The organism is Zunongwangia pacifica, assembly GCF_023499215.1.
In the GTDB taxonomy this organism is placed as follows: Bacteria; Bacteroidota; Bacteroidia; order Flavobacteriales; family Flavobacteriaceae; genus Zunongwangia; species Zunongwangia pacifica.
Genome location: NZ_JAKHSK010000006.1, coordinates 143,938 through 161,005, shown reverse-complemented (window position 1 = coordinate 161,005; position 17,068 = coordinate 143,938). Strand labels below are relative to the sequence as shown.

Genomic DNA, 17,068 nt, shown 5'->3' with positions numbered 1-17,068 from the left:
TAGATTTTATACTCATGGATTAATCCAAAAGCAGGACAGTTCAGTATGAATTCCTTTAAAATTAGTTGGATATTTACTCGATAATCGAGATTAAATAATGATTTTATGAGAATTGATTTTTTGAAAAACTACTATACTTTTTTGCTTGTTTTCCTCTTATTTTTCTTGAATGTAAATGCCCAAAACAAGACTATTCATAACGATCAATTTTGGGAGACTATAGATGGACAACCAATTTATAGCCAGGGTGGTGGAATATTTAAATTTAAAGATCCAAAAACCGGGGAACTAAAATATTACTGGTATGGTGCTTATTATAAGGAAGCTGAACTTTATCGAAATGACCCTTCCCAAACTTATACTCAAGATCACTTTGTAGCAGTTACCTGCTATAGTTCTTCAGACTTAATAAATTGGACTTTTGAAGATCATGTCTTTGAACGTACTGAAGCATTAAAACACGACCAAGGTACGCGTTGGATGGGGCGTTTAGGCGTTCTATATATACCAGAAATGAAAAAATATGCCATGCTCATTCAACATAATGCCGGCGTCCTTATTGCCTTATCAGATTCTCCAACCGGGACGTTTAAATGGCACAGAAAATTAGATATGACCGATCGTATTGGCACTCCAAATACTGGAGATCAAAGTGTTTTTACAGATTATGAATTAGGAAAATCGTATCTGGTTTATTCTTATGGACAGGGAAGAAACAAAATATACCTTTCTGAAATAGGAGTTAAAAACGGAGAGGTAGATTTATTGGATTGTACCGAAATTTTTAGAGGAAAAGGTAGGGAAGGGAATTGTATGTTTAAATATAATGGAAAGTATTATGTTTTTGCTTCAAACCTTTATGGTTGGGATTCTTCTTATGCTTATTATCTGGTTTCAGATCATATAAAAGGTCCTTATTTGCCCACTAATAATATGCTTGTTACCCCCGGAAGCATCGATGATTACGCGCATATTACCCAAACTGGTTTTTTTGTGAATGTAAAAGGGGGTGAGACTGAAACCGTAATTTATTGTGGTGATCGTTGGTCGAATTTTGCCGGAAATGGATTAGGTTATAATCAATGGGTGCCTTTATCCTTTCAGGAAGAGGTTCCTTATTTTAATTCTTTAAATAGTTGGATGCTGGATGAGAACACAGGCGTATGGCAAGTTTCAGAAGACAATAATTATATAAAGAATCCAAGTTTTGAAGCCGATAGAAAAGCTATTCCTTCTTCCGTAAAACCTATTCAGGAACAATTAAAAGGCTGGATAGCCAAAGTCTATCAAGGCAATACCATCGTAATAGGGCAGAAGGAATCACCCCAACTAAATTATTTTAATACTACTGAAGATCGAAAATATGTTATCGGAGAGAAAAGTTTGAATATCGAAGATAATGTAGCTTTTGAACGGCAAGTTTATCAAATCGTAACTTCTACACCATTTGTGGATTTGAAAGATGGACGCTATACCTTGATGGCAAAGGTGAAAAGTAATTCCCGTTTTAAAAATCTTGAAATGTATGCAGATAGTGCCGGGCTTCAACAGAAAGCAGTAATCAGTGATAATGATGGTGATTGGCATACCGTCATTATTGAGAATATTATAATAAAAAAGGCGAAAGTTGAAATTGGTTTTTATGCAAAAGGAAGTCCGGGTGCCAGTGCTCAAATAGATGACGTATCTTTAATTAAAATGAAATGAATGTATACAGAATTTGTTTTATTGTGACCGCCAAAGGGTTTAATACCCCTTCCCGATAACAATCGGGATACCTCGAAATTTAGATTTTGTTTTATCGAATGCCTAGTGGGCTTGCCCTAAGGTAGTTTACTGCATTTTTAAGCGTTCCTTACAATCAGTTTTTTAATTAAATAGCTACTTTTACCCAATAATCGGGATAAAGAACAATTTTTTAATGAATGCCTCGGGGAATTTCTATTGAGGTTGTTTACTTAAGTTGAAATTTTAAAATAATAGAAATGAAAAGATACTTTTTAATACTGGCTCTAATTCTTGGAACTACGGGCATAGCGCAAAACGATAAAACCATATATCAATTTAAGGTTGAGAATATTAACGGAGAAACTTTCGATTTAAATTCTTTAAAAGGGAAAAAAGTAATGATCGTTAACACCGCAAGCAAATGTGGTTTTACTCCGCAATATGCCGAATTACAGCGTATTTACGAACAATATAAAGATCAAGGTTTTGTGATTATCGGTTTCCCATCTAACGATTTTGGGAACCAGGAGCCTGGAAGTAATGAGGAGATTTCTGAATTCTGCCAGCAAAATTATGGTGTAGAATTTCCAATGATGGCAAAGATCAAAGTTAAAGGAGAGGAAAAGCATCCTTTGTATCAGTTTTTAACAGAGCAGTCCCAAAACGGATTTAAAGATTCTGAAGTGAAATGGAATTTTCAGAAATATTTAATCGATAAAAATGGACGACTTGTGGCTGTAAAAGGTTCTAGTGTACTTCCTAGCGATCCTGAGATTGTAAATTGGATTCAGGAATAAAAAACTCAAACACTCGGTTTCTTTAAATCAGATATTTTTCACTGTTCATTTATACCTTTTATAAAGCAAGGCTAGACTGCAACACGCAATCTATTTATTAGTGATTACGGTATAGGTTTTAATAGTTCGTTACAATGAAAAAATCGTATTCGTCGTAATCTTTTTATTTCTGTAGCTATCAAAGCGAAAACCAGATAAATTATAGCTAAGGTTGTTTGCGAATGCTCAATTAAAAGCAGAAATAGGCCTTGTAACATGAATATTTCTGCTAGAAGTAAAAATTAGTTTGTAGGTTCAAACTTTAATTTACAACCTTTATCGCAGGCAGGATAAGTGGGAATAAAAATAACATTGTTGCCATCATAATCAAATTCTTCGATAAAAGTAGATGATACGCTGGATATTCCCATGGTTCTATTATTATTGCAATCAAAATCTAGTACAATCTCATCATCGTATATCGAATAATTTCCACCAGTGCATTGAGGAAATCGGGTAGAGCTAAAGGTACCGTCTTCATTAAAAGTATAACTGTAAACATTTTCAGCAGGACTCCATACGCCACGACCATTGTTGTTATCATTATAAACTTCAACTAATTTCCAGGATCCCACGATTCTATCTACCTCATACATTCCGTACTCTTCGTTATCACAACCTGATAAAGTTAATAACCAACAAGCGCAAAATAATAACAAAAGATTTAGTTTAATTTTAGTCATCAGTTATATTAATTAGTTTAATAAAAATATTTAATAGGGGCATAAACTTCCAGATGATTAGGACGTAGCCTTTATCTGAAACATTTAAGTAGGTAGGGCATAAAAACTAAAATTTTATGATTTCTATAACATAATTTAGGTAGTGCGAATATAATTAAATATCTGTATTGTAGCAAGTTATGTATTTTAAATTATTAAAAATTAACATTTGAGAAAATGTGATTTTTGGCGTATAAAAAATAGGATATTTATAATTTTATTGAGAAATCTTTGAAAGTATTCTTCATAGTGAATGAGTAAATATTTTGTTGAATGATGATAAAAAATACCATTCTAATCTGTTATTAGGCGGTTAATGATGTATCTTGTTCTAAGGTTTATCAGGATGGGCATGCACCCCAAATTATTAAAGAGGCTTTTCGATCTATCGCCGTGGGTTTTACCCTGCGGTTCTTGTTTCATATCAATTCTGCCAGTGGTTACATTATTGAAACTTCTTTAAATAATTAGTTCTGCTTCAGAATCAAAGGTGATTTACGCCTTTTTCCTCTATTGTTTGCATTATATAATTTCAAAAATGAAAAATTAAAAAAGACTTTATTTTGATTTTCAGTATCTTTTTTATGAATTTCAAAAACTCGCTTTTGATGTATAAAACTTTTTTTGAAGGAATTTATGACTATCCTACAATAAGAAAGGAAGATTACCAGCGTATTATTAATGCTCATTCGCAAGTAAAATTTTCTAAAAATGATTTTGTTTTGAAAGCGGGGAAAATAAGCAAGGAATATTATTTAGTTGAAAAAGGCTTGTTTAGGTCGTATGTAATCGATTTTAAAGGAAATGAAATTACGACTGGTTTTTTTGGAGCTAATCAAATATTGATTGAAGTAGCTTCATTGTTTTTAAGCCAGGCCTCACAGGAAAATTTTCAGGCACTTACAGACGGAGTGTTGTGGAAAATCAATATTATAGATTTTAATGAACTCTTTGTATCTATCCAGGGATTTTCGGAGTGGGGCAGATCCTGGATGTCTAATCAGCTTTTTATATCCAAGCAAAGTTCAATAAATATGCTTACTCAAAGTGCCAGGCATCGTTATTTACAGCTTATAAAAACACAGCCTGAAATTATTAAACAAGTACCCTTAAAATATATAGCTTCGTTTTTAGGGATTACCGATACTTCTTTAAGCCGAATTAGAAAAGAAATTGCTACCAAAAGCTAAATCTTGTCTTATGGCAAGTTCTGTATACTATAGATCGCTTAATTTTAACACACTAACTTTTAAGCTTTCTAGTCATGAAAAAAGAAAATCCTGTTGTTTGGTTTGAGATTTATGTCAACGAGCTAGACCGAGCACAAAAATTTTATGAAACTGTATTTTCTCTAAAGATGGACGCTATACCAGCACCTGATGTTGGTGAGCCTATGGAAATGTTATTTTTTCCCAGTGATATGGAGTCTAAGAATAGGGTCGCAGGTGCTCTGGTTAAAATGGAAGGTGTTGATGCCGGTGGCAATAGTACGATTGTCTATTTTGCCAGTGAAGATTGTAGTATCGAAGAAGCGAAAATAGTAGCTGCCGGAGGAAGCATTTTTAAACCAAAGATGGCAATTGGGGAATATGGTTTTATCGTTTTGGCTATGGATACAGAGGGTAACATGATCGGTATACATTCTATGAATTAAAAGTGATCATAACTATTATAGTAATATTAGTTTCTGTTTGTTATCTCTTTAAAAAAATAAAATCATCCCAAAGCTTATTAAGCCTTGGGATGATTTTTTGCAATCAGCAGACATTACAATTGATGTTATTTTAGATCCTTTAGTTGTCTTCAATTGGATAAGGCTTACAAGTAGGGCTAAAAGGTAACTAAGAAAAAATATGAATTTTAGCTTATTCTAGCGCCCTATTTAGAAAGTGATTAAAAGGGAGCAGGATTTTATAAATTTTCAACAAATGTTTTTCTATATCTTTCTGCTCCCAAAATTCGTTCTCAACGGGATGGATCATGGCGTAACTTTTATGTTTTAGCCATTCGATATCCTCAAAATCATTGGGGAAATCTCTTGGGGCGCGCTTCAGTTTTTCCCCATAAATTTCAGGGAAATAAGACTGAAATTGGTCATTTTGGATAATGTTTTTAAAATCCTCGGTATGATCATAAATATGCTGACGTATTGCTTTTAGATTTTGTGCATCGGGTTTATAAATTCCACCACCAATAAAGCAATGATCAGGCTCGATGTGCATATAATACCCGGCATTTCCACTTTTACGTCCATCTTTTGCAATATAGGCCCCAAAATTAGTTTTATATGGTGCTTTATTTTTAGAAAACCGCACATCCTTATAAATCCTAAACATGCACTTTTTAGGATCTTCAATATTAATTTGTGGATCAATGGCTTTTAATTGTGGTAAAAAATCGCTTAGAAAATATAGAAACTCGTCTTTAGCTTCTTCATATCTGGATTTATTGTCATTAAACCAGTTTCTGTTATTATTGATTTGAAGATCGATTAAAAAGTGAAAAATTTTTTCAAAATCCATGTTCGCTGATATTTTTAGTAGGGAAAGTTAGTACAAATTTTTAGCAAAATCTTACATCAACTACATTTATTCTTTATCAACAATTTTCTTAAAATAAATATTTTTTTTGGTGATCTATACCGAAGTTTTTTTATTAAATTTTAGATTTTTGCTCAAAATCTTCGATTTCTGATAAGAATGATTTAGCTTCTTCGATCTGACTTCCGCTTCCCTGTAACAGCCAATTTATATAGTTTTTATCCTTATTTTGGGATCTAAGTTTGGCCGAAAAAAATAGTGTTAAAATTTGAAGGATTACGGTAATTCCAGCAAAGATCCAGATCTGCTGTAAAGAGATCACTTGGGTAGCATCGAAATTGAAAATTGCCTTTATGGCAAATAGTCCTACAAACGGACTAAATGGTAAAATGGCAGCAGCGATTTTTAAATTATAGATAACTGAAAGTTTTAGTCTTGAAAGTTGTCGTTGCAACATCGTTACCGGTTGCTGATAATCTAGTTTAAGAATAATACGTAATTGATTAACGGAAGAAAATACAAAGGCAAAAGAAAAAAGTAGCATCACTATCCCTGAAAAAGTGAAGTACCATACTCCAAAATTTGAGATGGTAAAATATGTGGCATAGCATATAACTAAGCTAAAAAACAATAAAGTACCAATTGGTAGATAAAGAAGCTGTTTTATTCTCGATTTTGCATTCTCTAATTTTAGTTCTTTTAAAACAGCTATATTTAAGCTTCTGGTGCTTTCTAGTTTTTCTTCCTGTTGCTGCCAGGAATTTCTTAATTTATCGATATCCATAACTTATTTTTTGAATTTGTTTTTTAGTTCTTTCTTTACTCGGTTGATTTTGGTGCCCACATTACTTTCAGAAATTCCTAAAACCATAGCAATTTCTTGATGGCTTTTCCCGTCTAAATACATGATCATTAAAGCTTTATTTAAGGGTTTTAATTGCTGAATAAAGTGATTTAGTTTTTTTAGATTTTCATCATCTTCAATTTTATTTTCCTCATGGATGTGAACAAACTTCTCTTTTAAAGGGACAAAGTATTTTTCCCTGGTCTTTATTTTTCGGTTATAAGAAATCACTACATTAAATGCAACTTTATAAATCCATGTGGTTGTTTTGACGCCATGGTCAAATCTTTTATAGCTTTTTAAAAGATTAATAATAATTTCCTGAATTAGATCTTCTTGCTCTTCGGGATAATAACAATAGGCATTAACCACTTTAAAAATAAGGTTTTTGTTTTCTTCAATGAGTTGCACAATGTCTTTTTTCGTCGATTTCATCCCCTATTTTTATCAGGTCTTTGTATCATTAATCGTTTCTATCTTTTAAAAATCACACTTTTTTCAGGAAAAAGTCAAATAAAATAAACTTTGTATCTCGTTTACTCGATAATCGAAATAAAAAATAATTTTATAAGAAATGTCTCATAAGCTTGCTCTTAGGAATTTCATTTTATAAAGTGCTTTCTTTACATAAAGATTTTAGATAAAAGTATATTTTACCTACCTTAGTTTAAGGTTTTAGCAAAATTCATCATCATGAAAAAAATAATTTTTGGCCTGGCTTTAGTTACGGGTTTATCAGGTTGCCAACAAAAAGAAAAACAAACATCAAAATTGTATTCTGCCCAGAATACCGAATATTTTACGATCTCGGGAAGAGTGGATAAAAGAGATTCGTCATTGGTAATGATTAGTCCGGCTTCTAAAATTGCTTTTAAAAATAGGCAGCAAGATACGATACGTATATATTCTAAAGTAGACGATCCTAAGCAACATGCGTTTTGGGCCCTGGCCATTAATGGAGAATATAAAGGAAAGAAGCGGGTTGATGGGGATACGATTAACGAACTAAAAATACCGGTTAGTAAAAATGATACATTAATCGAGCTATATAAAGCTACTGAAGCCAGTACCGGTAATTTGGTATTTAGCGGTTTAGAAGCGAAAGATCTTGCTGATGCTCCTAAAAAACCAGCACTTAAAATCGAGTTTATAGGAAATTCGATCACTTCAGGATTTGGTAACGATAATATCGAATTTCCCTGTGGAGAAGGTGCCTGGTTTGATGCGCATAATGCGTATTATTCGTATGCAACGATTGCAGCCAATCGTTTGAATGTCGATTTTATATTGTCTTCAATTTCTGGTTGGGGAATGTATAGAAACTGGGATGTTACCGGCCCTACGGTACCAGATGTTTACGATAATCTGTACCTAAATACCGATAGCACTAAAACCTATACAGCCAAAGATTTTAAACCAGAGCTCATTAGTATTAATTTGGGAACTAATGATCTTTCTGATGGTGATGGGCAGCACGAGCGCTTGCCTTTTAGTGTAGATGATTATGTAGGTGCCTATATTAATTTTGTGCAGCACCTTATCGATACTCGGGATAATCCAAAAATCGCCATTTTAGATAGCCCGATGATTTCAGGAAAAAAAGAAGAAATTCTACACCGTTCTCTAGATAGTGTGGCTTCTTATTTTGAGACCAAAGGAAAGAAAATTCATGTTTTCGATTTTACACCCATTCCAGAAACAGGTTGCGGAGCACATCCCTCAATCGAAGAAGATAAAATGATGGCCGATCAAATTGTACCTTTTTATGAGGAAATTTTAGCCACCGAAGAATAGTGAGGGAGTAACTTTTTCAAAAAAAATAAAAATGAACTTTAAATTAAGTGTTTTCTTTTTATTGCTGTCTTTTCAATTATTGTCACAGCAATATCAGGAGGTAAAGGATATTCAATATTACGAAAATCCAACTTCAGAATATATGGAACAACAATCCAAACTGGATATTCATTTTCCCAATCCTGATGATGATGAAAAATATCCTGTTATCGTTTGGTTTCATGGCGGGGGATTAACAGGAGGCCAAAAAGAAATTCCGCAGGAATTAAAAAATAAAGAAGTTGTCGTGGTGGGCGTAGGGTATCGCCTGGCGCCAAAGATTAAGGCCGAAGAAACTATAGATGATGCAAGCGCGGCAATAGCATGGGTATTTAATAATATTGAAAAGTATCATGGTGATGTTTCAGAAATTTATATTTCAGGACACTCGGCCGGTGGATACCTGGCTTTAATGGCGATAATGAATAAAGATAATCTGGCAAAATATGATATAGATGCTAATGATGTTGCCGGATTGGTGCCATTTAGTGGCCATACCATTACGCATTTTACCATTAGAGATCAAAGAGGTATTCCCGGAACACAACCAATTGTAGACAAATGGGCACCACTATTTTACGTAAGAAATGATGCACCACCAACGTTACTCATTACGGGCGATCGTGAATTGGAAATGCTGGGCCGCTACGAAGAGAACGCTTATTTTTATAGGATGATGAAAGTTGCCGGCCAAAAAGAAATAGACTTGTATGAAATGAATGGTTATGGGCATAACATGGTTTATCCTGCTTTACCATTATTGTTGAAATTTGTAAAAGATAAATCCGACAAATAGCATAAAATCAATTCCCCAAATTGAGAATTATGAAGTTTAAAAGTCGAAAAGATGTGCTCTTTTTAGTTGTTATCTTTGGTTTTACAGCAATTGCCTGTGGCATATTTATATATCAGTTTTTATCTGAAAATAGCCGAAACCAGAATTTTATTTTTGGCGATGTTTTACTGATACTTATAGCCGGACTTTTATTATGGTTGAATTTTGGAACAGCATACGAGCTTACCCCGCATTATTTTAAATATAGAGGAGGTCCATTAAGGGGAGAAATACCGTTAGAGAAAATTACCGAAATTGTAGTAGGCAAAAGCTTATGGCTAGGATTACGACCGGCAACGGCCAGAAAAGGATTGATCCTTAAATATGATATTTATAACGAGATTTATATAAGTCCGCTTACCAATGAGAGTTTCATCAAGAAAATTTTAGAGTTGGACAGCCAGATTAAGGTCACTACTACTTCTAACAAAAAGTAGATTTATTGTACCATTACTCTAAATTTTAAGAAACTTAATAAAACCTGTGCATTATCTGAATTTATTGGCACTGCCAAAGGGTTTAATATCCCTTCCCGATAACAATCGGGACGCCTCGGAATTGAAATTTTGTCTCTATCGAATGCCTCGTAAGCTTGCCCGAGATAGTTTACTTAAAAATTCTATGCCCTTTGAGTAATATTCTTGATGAGAACTTAAGTCAGGACAGAGTTTTAATTGTTTTTTTTGAATTTACCGGTAATGTAAAAATGGTGAAAGCTAGTATCTCTTCGTTTATCTTGAAACACACAAACTTTTAATTTTCCATCATCGTAGTAATAATTAATTTCCTGATGCATGGAATCATTTTGTATTAAATGCTTAATTCTAACTAGTGTGTCTTCTTTAGTGAAATGAAGTAGATATTCCGTTTTATCTGGTTTTAATTCTTTAATGCTTACGTTGAGTGGATAATTTGCAGGATTGCCATTATGATGTTTTGCATAAGCGATAATATTACTGTACTCTTCCCGGTACCTGCTTATAGTCATAATAGCTAGATTTGCAACCAATACATAGAATTGCGAAGTTTTTTAGGCAAATCACATTTCCATATTAATTTGTCTACCTTCTTTTTCGGCTTTTTTATCCATTTGTGCGCCAACGGCCATTCCAATAGCCAACCCAATAGGGAGACCGATGCCTAAAAAAGCCATATTATCTAATGTTAGACCAAAAATTACGCCCAGTGGAATTCCAAAAGCAGACATTCCCAGAACTAACCAGGTTTTTTTATAATAATTCTTAGGAACTAATTTTTGCTCTTTTTCAACAATTTGAAGCATTTTTAACTGACTTCTCTTTATCTGAGTATTTAGTTTTTTAAGGGGAACCTCATTTATTTTGTCAATTTCAGCATTTAACTTTTCAATCACTACCTTATTTAAGTCCTGCTGTTTTAATACGTCAAGAAATCCCATAAACAGGGAAAAACTTTTATAAGCTTTTTTATTTTCCCCAATATCAGCTCTGGGATTTATAGTTTTTAATACCATATTTTATAAAATTAGTCTAAATTTTTAGAAACTACAATTTCTAATTTTTCTTTCGTTTTTAACCAAGAACTTGCCTCCTTAAATTGGGAGCGTAATTTATCTAATTTCGATTTTAGTAGTCGTTGTTTTTGGAATTCTTCTTCTTTTGGAAATTGCATGCACAGAGGTTTTTGAAAATAGTGACCCTTCTTCATAAAGGATGAGTAGCAATTTACCTCAAAACGTTACAGGAAAATATAGTATTTAAACTACGTTCCTGCTTCGTTTAGTCGCGATTAATAAACGGTTAATTTCTTCAACTTTTTCGAGGGTCAGAACTTCAAAATTCGAGTTGTTTTGAAAAAAGCGAGTTACTTTTTTGGTCTGGTTCAAAGCATTTTGACTAAATCCTAAATTGAATAAGAGGCTGTTTTGGCAAATATGGCTAAGGTTTTCACAAAACTCATCAGAAAGAAAAATAGTAGGGATTTCAGTATCGATAAATACATCAACAATAATAAGATCATAAAATTGGTTGCTATTTTTTACAAAATCGAATGCATCAGATCTATGGATTTTCAGATTCTTTATTGCTGAAATATCAAATTCGGTTTTCGCAATATCAATGATTTTTTGATCGATTTCTACGGCATGGATACTTCCGAAGAAATTAAATTTTTCTGCAATCGATTTTACCACACTACCACCTCCAAGACCTAAAATTAAAACGGAATTGATTTGTCCAAAATCTATATGTTTGAGTCCGTTTTCCAATACATTCTGAAGTGCCCCGTAGGAGTAGTTGGCGTTTTTGGTGTCTAAAACTTTTTTGCCATCAATCCAGGTAATTTCCAGTGGACCACTAAAATCTGAATCTGTTTTAGTAGTAATTGGCCAAAGGAAGCTTAAATATTTTCTTAGTCTACTCAACACTATTTTTCTTTTTGATTCCGCGGTGTTTAATAAGTTTTGCAAGCCCAATAGCCACTAACACAGCAATACAGGCCGTAGTGCCCAAAGCACCACCAAATCCGTTAAAAAATGTACCAGTATTTAAATAAATAAGACCAAAAACTATCCCTGAAATCGCCACATAGATCCATTTAGAAATGATATTGATAGATACCATTCCTATAAAAGAAGATCCGATAAATACTAAAGGAATATGCCTGGTAAGATATTCTGAAAGTAAATTGGGGAAGCAATAAAAAAACAATCCTACAATTAAAGAGGGCAGGGCAGAGGCCCTAATAGCTCCTTTAGCTCTATGGTTATTGATAAACCAGGTAAGCAACGCGCCAAAAATTCCGGTAAAAATGATAACCCCTGCTTCCATCAAAATAAAAGATATACGATTAGTGAAGATAAGGCTACGCCACCAAAAGCAATAGTTCCTAACTTTCCACCAAAACCATTAAAAACATTTTTTGCTGAAATAAATAACGCTCCGGTTAAAAAGGCACTAAAAATTATAAAAGTATACCCTGAAGATACCGCAGGTGCTGTCATTCCCACAAAAGCACCACAATATGCAGCAACAGGTACTCTTTGGATCCATGTTTTTCTAAAGATATTAGGCAGATACGAAGCCAGTGTACCTGTAAAACCTGCGGCAATTACGCTACCAAATTCCAGATCTACGCTAATAAAATAAGTTAGTAAAGCTCCTAAGCTTATATAAACAATATCCTGAAGATCATCAAAAAAATACTCTTCTTCTTGTATATTTTTATGATAATAGGCATAGGTAATTAACGCAGTAGAGATAAGGATCCCTGATATTAGCCAAAAATTGTTCACTTTTTCAAACAATATGGATAATAGAAAAGCCAGATGGCATCCTATAAATAAAAAGAAAGCAATAATTCTTAAAATCTTGATCAAAGCTAATTTTTTAGCAAAGGTATTTAGATAGATTTGAAATAGAAGTAATGCACCATAAATACTAAAAAGAAAATGCCAACAGATCGCGTTTATCTCCCTACTAGATAAACCTCTCCATCAGCATTTCTCAATGCAAATGTAGTATTGCCGCAGAATATTTCAATACGGTTTTCCATAAAAATTACAGCCGTAAGTGTTAATTTTTTAGATGATTATTGAATTATTGTCAAAAAAAAATCTATAAAAATGATATTTTGAAAAGGTGGTTAAACCCTTTCTAAAGACCACATATTAAGTGATAATTCAAGGTGACTGTTTATTGGTACCGCCAAAGGGTTTAATACCCCGAGGCTTGCCTCGGAATTGAAATTTTGTGTCTATCGAATGCCTCGGGGCTTGCCCCGAGGATTATTTACTCTGAAATATTTTTTAATACTTCCTTGCGATGGTTAGTGTCTTTAGTAATTAAACCTTCTAACTCCTTATCCAGTTGGATACTATACTCGTTTTGTAAATGAGTTTGATAAACTTCAGGGTTTTTCCATCGTTCTATCACTATAAATTCATTGGGATTATCGGCATTTTGATAAATATTATAGCCTAAATTTCCTGTAGCATTACGAGCTTTTGGAATGGCTTTGCCCATGACTTCAATAAAAGCAGTTTTTGTATTTGGTGCTACAGTAAACCATTCTATACTATTTTGTGTATTTTCTTCAGGAGCAATTTCTTCAGTATCCTCAGCCGGAATTTCAGGAATTTCCTTTAGCGTAGTTTCTTCTAACAAATTCATGGTGGCAGCAGGCGAAATGCCATCTGTAGATCTTGCATAAACACTTTCTTTATGTTTTTCCCATGCGGTTTTGTTTTTAAATCGTTCTAAAAGGTAAACCGTATAGCTATCATCTTTTCCAAAGAGCGTAAAAGAAATAGCACCTTCTTCTTTTCTGGATTCATTAATATTAATTCGCATTAAGGTTAAAAAACTATCATAACCTCCCGCTCTTAATGGCAATTTTACCAGTTTCTGAAAACTTTCCTGTTCCTGCGCATGTAGAAGAGTTGGAGAGCTCATTAGTAAGACAGTCAAAAATAAAGCTTTGATAAAAGATCTTTTCATGGTTCAGTTTTTAATAGTTCTTTCTTCTAACGAAGATAGTATTAAAATAAAATCACTTTTTAAAGCTATGTTAATTCTTAGGGTTAAATTTTAAAGATTTTAAGTTTGTATTTGGTAAACTTTTTAGATGGGAAAAAGAATAGTTTTTAAGGTATTTTTGATAGGGATAGAGCCAAAGTTATGAATTGTGCGTAGCAAAAAATTATGCTATTAATTTCACTTTTCTAAATATACAATTGAATTTTATTGTGAATAATGTAGATTTTAATGCTTCCTTATGGGAAAAATTAAATTTAAGTTAAACTTTGTAAATTATGTTTTGAGCTTCAGTTGGTTAGGTTTTAGGGGTGTTTTTAACAATAAAATTACGCAACCCATGTAGCCGTTATCCATCTATACTATAAAACCAAAAACCAATTTATTAATCTAAAAATTGAAAATTACAATGAAGAAATTTGGTATTTTATTATTTGCCTTTTTAGGCATTGTATCATGTAGCGACGATGATGACGCAAATGTCGACCCGCCTTTTGAAGGTGAAACTAAAAAATATGATGTAAGTGCTGTAGGTGAATCTGGAGTTTCGGGAACTGCAATTTTTGATGAAAATGAAGATGGTTCGGTTACGATCACTTTAGATCTTGATGGTACCACAGCTGGAGTAATGCACCCGGCACATATTCATTACAATTCTGCCGCAGAAGGTGGAGAAATAGCTTTAAGTTTAGATCCAGTAGATGGCGATACGGGTATTAGCGAAACTACGGTGGATATGTTGGACGATGATCAAACTGAAATTAGTTTTGAGGACTTACTAGAATTCGACGGATACATTAATGTGCATGCCAGCGCCGATGATTTAGAAACTCTTGTAGCACAAACCGATATCGGAGGAAATGAGTTGACCGGAGAATCAAAATCTTATGATCTTGCTGAAGTTGATATAGAAGGAGTAAGTGGTACTGCTACTTTTCACGAAAGAAAAAATGGAGAAACTTTGGTAGAATTAGACTTAGAAGGCACTACTGAAGGTAATACACACCCAGCACACATTCACATGGGATCTGTTGCAGATGCTCCCGGCGATATTGCAATTACTTTAACTTCTGTTGATGGCGCAAGCGGAATGAGTTTAACCAACGTAGCGATGACAGACGGAACTGAAGAAGAAGATGGAACCGCTGTTTCTTACGAAGACTTAATTGAGTACAATGGTTATATCAATGTTCATGCTAGTGCCGACGATCTTGCGACCCTTGCCGCACAAGGAAATATTGGAGCAAACACCATATGGTAAGCAATAAATTTTAGAATTTATAAAGAAGCCCGGCGAAAGTCGGGCTTCTTTTTTTGCCTCGTTCCTCTTTATACTCTTTTTTAAATAGGGCAATTGCCCTATACTTTTTTAAGGGAAACTGACATAGTTTTACCAAAAACAAATAACAAAATATTTATACTATGGGACGTCAAAAAAAATTAATAAAATCGGCGAAACTATTTTTTCTTTTAATGACGGTATTTTTGGTTGCTTGTGCAAAAGATGATGATGGGGGACAAGGAGGAACAGCAGCCGAAGGTACAGTGGTGGCTAAAGTAGATGGAGAAGACTTTAAGAGTTTTAAAGAAGGGACAACTGCAGCGAAAGCAACAGGTAACGCCGGCACCACTTTAACCGTTTTGGGAACAGATGCTAGTGGCTTTGCCATTAACCTAATTATTAATGGTTACGAGGGTGTGGGAACCTATGATATTGGGGGGGATAATTTAGTATATGTTACTGCTAGTTACGTCGAGGTAGATATTAACAATCCACAGAATAGCAAAACTTTTGGTGCTCCATACGGAGAAGGCGGATTAGCAGGAGAAATAAGTGTTTCAGAAGATGAGAATGGACAATTAAAAGGGACTTTTTTCTTTGAAGCCTCTAACGATCAAAAATCTGATTTCAGAAATGTAACCGACGGTTCTTTTAATGTTCAAATTAAATGAAAAGAGATGAGAAAAGTATTACTTATAGCTTTGATATGCATTGGTTTTCAGTTAGAAGCACAAGATTTGGGAGAATTTAAACCCCTTATAGACAAGTTTAAACTTAACAAATTTGCAGCGGCTAATAACCGAATCTATATTAATAAATTTAATGTCAATTTTCAGCTCTACAACGAAATGATTAATCATAAGAGTGGCGGTAAAATGTGGCGAGGTGGAGTAAAAGGAGATGCCACTGCAAGATTAGCCGTTGGGTTGCAGGGAATTTCTGAAGCAGATCTTCAGCAAACAGTAGATAAACTTTACGAAGAATTTGTTAGCGATTTAAAAGCGAAAGGTTTTACAATCGTCACGGCACTGGAAGCCGGTAAAACCAAATACTACCAGGATTGGATGCCAGCTAAAGGAGGAAATATTGAGGTTTCTAATATACCCGGAGTAGTTTCAGTAAGCCCTACAGGTTATGAATACTATTTCAAGGCAAACAAAGACGGAGGTAAAAGGAAACAAAATATGTTTTCACAATTTTCCAAGATCGGTGAAAATACAAGTCTCTCTAAAGAGCTTAACGATGCGATTATTGCAACGATAGATTTAACGATAGCCTTTGTAGAGTTAGGCGATAATTGGAATCCTACCGGAGCTGCTAAAATTAAAATAAAACCTAACCTGCGCCTGGTCGACTCTTATGCGATCACGAACGAAAATAAATCGAAAAGTATAATAAAGTTTAAAGGATCTGTAACACACGATCAGGTTACGAGTGAAGTAAATTTTATCTCTGGTAAAAGTGGGCCAAATCCTACGGCCTCTTATAAAGGTTCTTTAAAGAAATCACTGGAAATCGAAAATGTCGTTAACGAAGATAAAATAGTAAGTGTTGTAGCTCAGGATGTGGATAAAATAGGAAAAGAGCTCCCATACTTTAGATTATATTCTGCCGAAAATAAAAGTGTAGAAGATCTTCAGGTTATTAATGTAGAAAGTACCAAATATGCCAATGGCGTATATATGGCTTGCAAGAAGATGCTTATGGAACATACAACAAATGCTTTAAAGAGCATTTAATTTTCTTCTTATTTATATTACAATGTTTGGGTGTAGGGGGCTAAAAACATTTAGTTGGCGGCCTCCTTTTATGCTAGTTTAAATGATTGTAGCCATAAGCATATCTGGATTATTGATTTTGGTTGAATTTGGGATTCTTTTTTTCTTACGAAGGAACCATAACCGGTCATATCTTACTCGTTTAAATCAACTTAAGGG

General features: G+C 33.8%; 21 protein-coding genes. 10 read left to right on the top strand and 11 right to left on the bottom strand.

Features of this window, described 5'->3' with window-relative positions; all coding sequences use genetic code 11:
- Window positions 1-105: 105 nt before the first annotated feature.
- The gene (locus L1967_RS06170) at window positions 106-1,707 is read left to right on the top strand and encodes a family 43 glycosylhydrolase (RefSeq protein WP_249600856.1); all 1,602 of its coding nucleotides are present in this window, start codon (window positions 106-108) and stop codon (window positions 1,705-1,707) included.
- A gap of 278 nt (window positions 1,708-1,985) precedes the next feature.
- Window positions 1,986-2,525, top strand: a complete 540-nt coding sequence (locus tag L1967_RS06165; RefSeq protein ID WP_249600855.1) for a glutathione peroxidase — start codon at window positions 1,986-1,988, stop codon at window positions 2,523-2,525.
- Window positions 2,526-2,806: 281 nt separating this feature from the next.
- Here the strand turns inward: L1967_RS06165 and L1967_RS06160 are convergent, their stop codons facing one another.
- Entirely contained in the window at window positions 2,807-3,223 is a 417-nt protein-coding gene (locus L1967_RS06160; RefSeq protein WP_249600854.1) for a lipocalin-like domain-containing protein, read from the bottom strand.
- Between the two features lie 671 nt (window positions 3,224-3,894).
- Between L1967_RS06160 and L1967_RS06155 the strand changes: the two genes are divergently transcribed.
- Both L1967_RS06155 and L1967_RS06150 read left to right on the top strand, forming a co-directional pair.
- Complete coding sequence (locus tag L1967_RS06155; RefSeq protein WP_249600853.1) at window positions 3,895-4,476, top strand: Crp/Fnr family transcriptional regulator; 582 nt, start codon at window positions 3,895-3,897, stop codon at window positions 4,474-4,476.
- A gap of 74 nt (window positions 4,477-4,550) precedes the next feature.
- Entirely contained in the window at window positions 4,551-4,940 is a 390-nt protein-coding gene (locus L1967_RS06150; RefSeq protein ID WP_249600852.1) for a VOC family protein, read from the top strand.
- Window positions 4,941-5,151: 211 nt separating this feature from the next.
- Here the strand turns inward: L1967_RS06150 and L1967_RS06145 are convergent, their stop codons facing one another.
- The 3 genes from L1967_RS06145 to L1967_RS06135 form a co-directional block, all read right to left on the bottom strand.
- Window positions 5,152-5,808 (bottom strand): DUF2461 domain-containing protein, encoded by a 657-nt coding sequence (locus tag L1967_RS06145; protein WP_249600851.1) that lies wholly within the window; start codon window positions 5,806-5,808, stop codon window positions 5,152-5,154.
- A 133-nt stretch (window positions 5,809-5,941) separates the two neighbouring features.
- Window positions 5,942-6,610 (bottom strand): hypothetical protein, encoded by a 669-nt coding sequence (locus L1967_RS06140; RefSeq protein ID WP_249600850.1) that lies wholly within the window; start codon window positions 6,608-6,610, stop codon window positions 5,942-5,944.
- Window positions 6,611-6,613: 3 nt separating this feature from the next.
- Window positions 6,614-7,105 (bottom strand): RNA polymerase sigma factor, encoded by a 492-nt coding sequence (locus tag L1967_RS06135; protein ID WP_249600849.1) that lies wholly within the window; start codon window positions 7,103-7,105, stop codon window positions 6,614-6,616.
- Window positions 7,106-7,363: 258 nt separating this feature from the next.
- Between L1967_RS06135 and L1967_RS06130 the strand changes: the two genes are divergently transcribed.
- From L1967_RS06130 to L1967_RS06120, 3 genes are read left to right on the top strand one after another with little or no spacing between them, the layout of a single operon-like run.
- The gene (locus L1967_RS06130) at window positions 7,364-8,464 is read left to right on the top strand and encodes an SGNH/GDSL hydrolase family protein (RefSeq protein WP_249600848.1); all 1,101 of its coding nucleotides are present in this window, start codon (window positions 7,364-7,366) and stop codon (window positions 8,462-8,464) included.
- A 31-nt stretch (window positions 8,465-8,495) separates the two neighbouring features.
- Window positions 8,496-9,299: an alpha/beta hydrolase gene (locus L1967_RS06125; RefSeq protein ID WP_249600847.1), complete on the top strand. Its 804-nt coding sequence runs from the start codon at window positions 8,496-8,498 to the stop codon at window positions 9,297-9,299.
- A gap of 29 nt (window positions 9,300-9,328) precedes the next feature.
- Window positions 9,329-9,775: a PH domain-containing protein gene (locus L1967_RS06120; RefSeq protein WP_249600846.1), complete on the top strand. Its 447-nt coding sequence runs from the start codon at window positions 9,329-9,331 to the stop codon at window positions 9,773-9,775.
- Between the two features lie 233 nt (window positions 9,776-10,008).
- On the opposite strand, the gene L1967_RS06115 is transcribed toward L1967_RS06120, so the two are convergent.
- The 7 genes from L1967_RS06115 to L1967_RS06085 form a co-directional block, all read right to left on the bottom strand.
- On the bottom strand, window positions 10,009-10,326 hold the full coding sequence (locus L1967_RS06115; RefSeq protein WP_249600845.1) for a hypothetical protein: 318 nt from the start codon (window positions 10,324-10,326) through the stop codon (window positions 10,009-10,011).
- 51 nt (window positions 10,327-10,377) lie between these two features.
- Window positions 10,378-10,830, bottom strand: coding sequence for a hypothetical protein (locus L1967_RS06110; protein ID WP_249600844.1), 453 nt, complete (start codon window positions 10,828-10,830; stop codon window positions 10,378-10,380).
- An 11-nt stretch (window positions 10,831-10,841) separates the two neighbouring features.
- A complete protein-coding gene (locus L1967_RS06105) occupies window positions 10,842-10,988 on the bottom strand; it encodes a hypothetical protein (protein WP_249600843.1) in 147 nt (48 codons plus the stop codon).
- 85 nt (window positions 10,989-11,073) lie between these two features.
- On the bottom strand, window positions 11,074-11,739 hold the full coding sequence (locus L1967_RS06100; protein WP_249600842.1) for a spermidine synthase: 666 nt from the start codon (window positions 11,737-11,739) through the stop codon (window positions 11,074-11,076).
- Entirely contained in the window at window positions 11,732-12,145 is a 414-nt protein-coding gene (locus L1967_RS06095) for a hypothetical protein (RefSeq protein WP_249600841.1), read from the bottom strand. Before L1967_RS06095 ends, L1967_RS06100 begins: the two co-directional genes overlap by 8 nt.
- Window positions 12,145-12,693, bottom strand: coding sequence for a hypothetical protein (locus tag L1967_RS06090; protein WP_249600840.1), 549 nt, complete (start codon window positions 12,691-12,693; stop codon window positions 12,145-12,147). The genes L1967_RS06095 and L1967_RS06090 overlap by 1 nt, the downstream gene beginning before the upstream one ends.
- A 412-nt stretch (window positions 12,694-13,105) precedes the next feature.
- Window positions 13,106-13,813: a putative quinol monooxygenase gene (locus L1967_RS06085; protein WP_249600839.1), complete on the bottom strand. Its 708-nt coding sequence runs from the start codon at window positions 13,811-13,813 to the stop codon at window positions 13,106-13,108.
- Between the two features lie 445 nt (window positions 13,814-14,258).
- Here L1967_RS06085 and L1967_RS06080 point away from each other — a divergent pair, with 445 nt between their 5' ends.
- The 3 genes from L1967_RS06080 (at window position 14,259) to L1967_RS06070 (ending at window position 16,870) form a co-directional block, all read left to right on the top strand.
- Window positions 14,259-15,110 (top strand): CHRD domain-containing protein, encoded by an 852-nt coding sequence (locus L1967_RS06080; RefSeq protein ID WP_249600838.1) that lies wholly within the window; start codon window positions 14,259-14,261, stop codon window positions 15,108-15,110.
- A 161-nt stretch (window positions 15,111-15,271) separates the two neighbouring features.
- Window positions 15,272-15,802 carry a DUF6252 domain-containing protein gene (locus L1967_RS06075; protein ID WP_249600837.1) on the top strand — a complete coding sequence of 177 codons (531 nt, stop codon included), beginning with the start codon at window positions 15,272-15,274 and terminating at the stop codon, window positions 15,800-15,802.
- A 6-nt stretch (window positions 15,803-15,808) separates the two neighbouring features.
- Entirely contained in the window at window positions 15,809-16,870 is a 1,062-nt protein-coding gene (locus L1967_RS06070) for a hypothetical protein (protein WP_249600836.1), read from the top strand.
- The last annotated feature ends 198 nt before the right edge of the window (window positions 16,871-17,068 follow it).

Coding starts and splice junctions, on each gene's coding strand:
- L1967_RS06170 (WP_249600856.1), top strand. CDS start 106: ATGAGAATTGATTTTTTGAAAAACTACTATACTTTTTTGCTTGTTTTC.
- L1967_RS06165 (WP_249600855.1), top strand. CDS start 1,986: ATGAAAAGATACTTTTTAATACTGGCTCTAATTCTTGGAACTACGGGC.
- L1967_RS06155 (WP_249600853.1), top strand. CDS start 3,895: ATGTATAAAACTTTTTTTGAAGGAATTTATGACTATCCTACAATAAGA.
- L1967_RS06150 (WP_249600852.1), top strand. CDS start 4,551: ATGAAAAAAGAAAATCCTGTTGTTTGGTTTGAGATTTATGTCAACGAG.
- L1967_RS06145 (WP_249600851.1), bottom strand. CDS start 5,808: ATGGATTTTGAAAAAATTTTTCACTTTTTAATCGATCTTCAAATCAAT.
- L1967_RS06140 (WP_249600850.1), bottom strand. CDS start 6,610: ATGGATATCGATAAATTAAGAAATTCCTGGCAGCAACAGGAAGAAAAA.
- L1967_RS06135 (WP_249600849.1), bottom strand. CDS start 7,105: ATGAAATCGACGAAAAAAGACATTGTGCAACTCATTGAAGAAAACAAA.
- L1967_RS06130 (WP_249600848.1), top strand. CDS start 7,364: ATGAAAAAAATAATTTTTGGCCTGGCTTTAGTTACGGGTTTATCAGGT.
- L1967_RS06125 (WP_249600847.1), top strand. CDS start 8,496: ATGAACTTTAAATTAAGTGTTTTCTTTTTATTGCTGTCTTTTCAATTA.
- L1967_RS06120 (WP_249600846.1), top strand. CDS start 9,329: ATGAAGTTTAAAAGTCGAAAAGATGTGCTCTTTTTAGTTGTTATCTTT.
- L1967_RS06115 (WP_249600845.1), bottom strand. CDS start 10,326: ATGACTATAAGCAGGTACCGGGAAGAGTACAGTAATATTATCGCTTAT.
- L1967_RS06110 (WP_249600844.1), bottom strand. CDS start 10,830: ATGGTATTAAAAACTATAAATCCCAGAGCTGATATTGGGGAAAATAAA.
- L1967_RS06105 (WP_249600843.1), bottom strand. CDS start 10,988: ATGCAATTTCCAAAAGAAGAAGAATTCCAAAAACAACGACTACTAAAA.
- L1967_RS06095 (WP_249600841.1), bottom strand. CDS start 12,145: ATGGAAGCAGGGGTTATCATTTTTACCGGAATTTTTGGCGCGTTGCTT.
- L1967_RS06085 (WP_249600839.1), bottom strand. CDS start 13,813: ATGAAAAGATCTTTTATCAAAGCTTTATTTTTGACTGTCTTACTAATG.
- L1967_RS06080 (WP_249600838.1), top strand. CDS start 14,259: ATGAAGAAATTTGGTATTTTATTATTTGCCTTTTTAGGCATTGTATCA.
- L1967_RS06075 (WP_249600837.1), top strand. CDS start 15,272: ATGGGACGTCAAAAAAAATTAATAAAATCGGCGAAACTATTTTTTCTT.
- L1967_RS06070 (WP_249600836.1), top strand. CDS start 15,809: ATGAGAAAAGTATTACTTATAGCTTTGATATGCATTGGTTTTCAGTTA.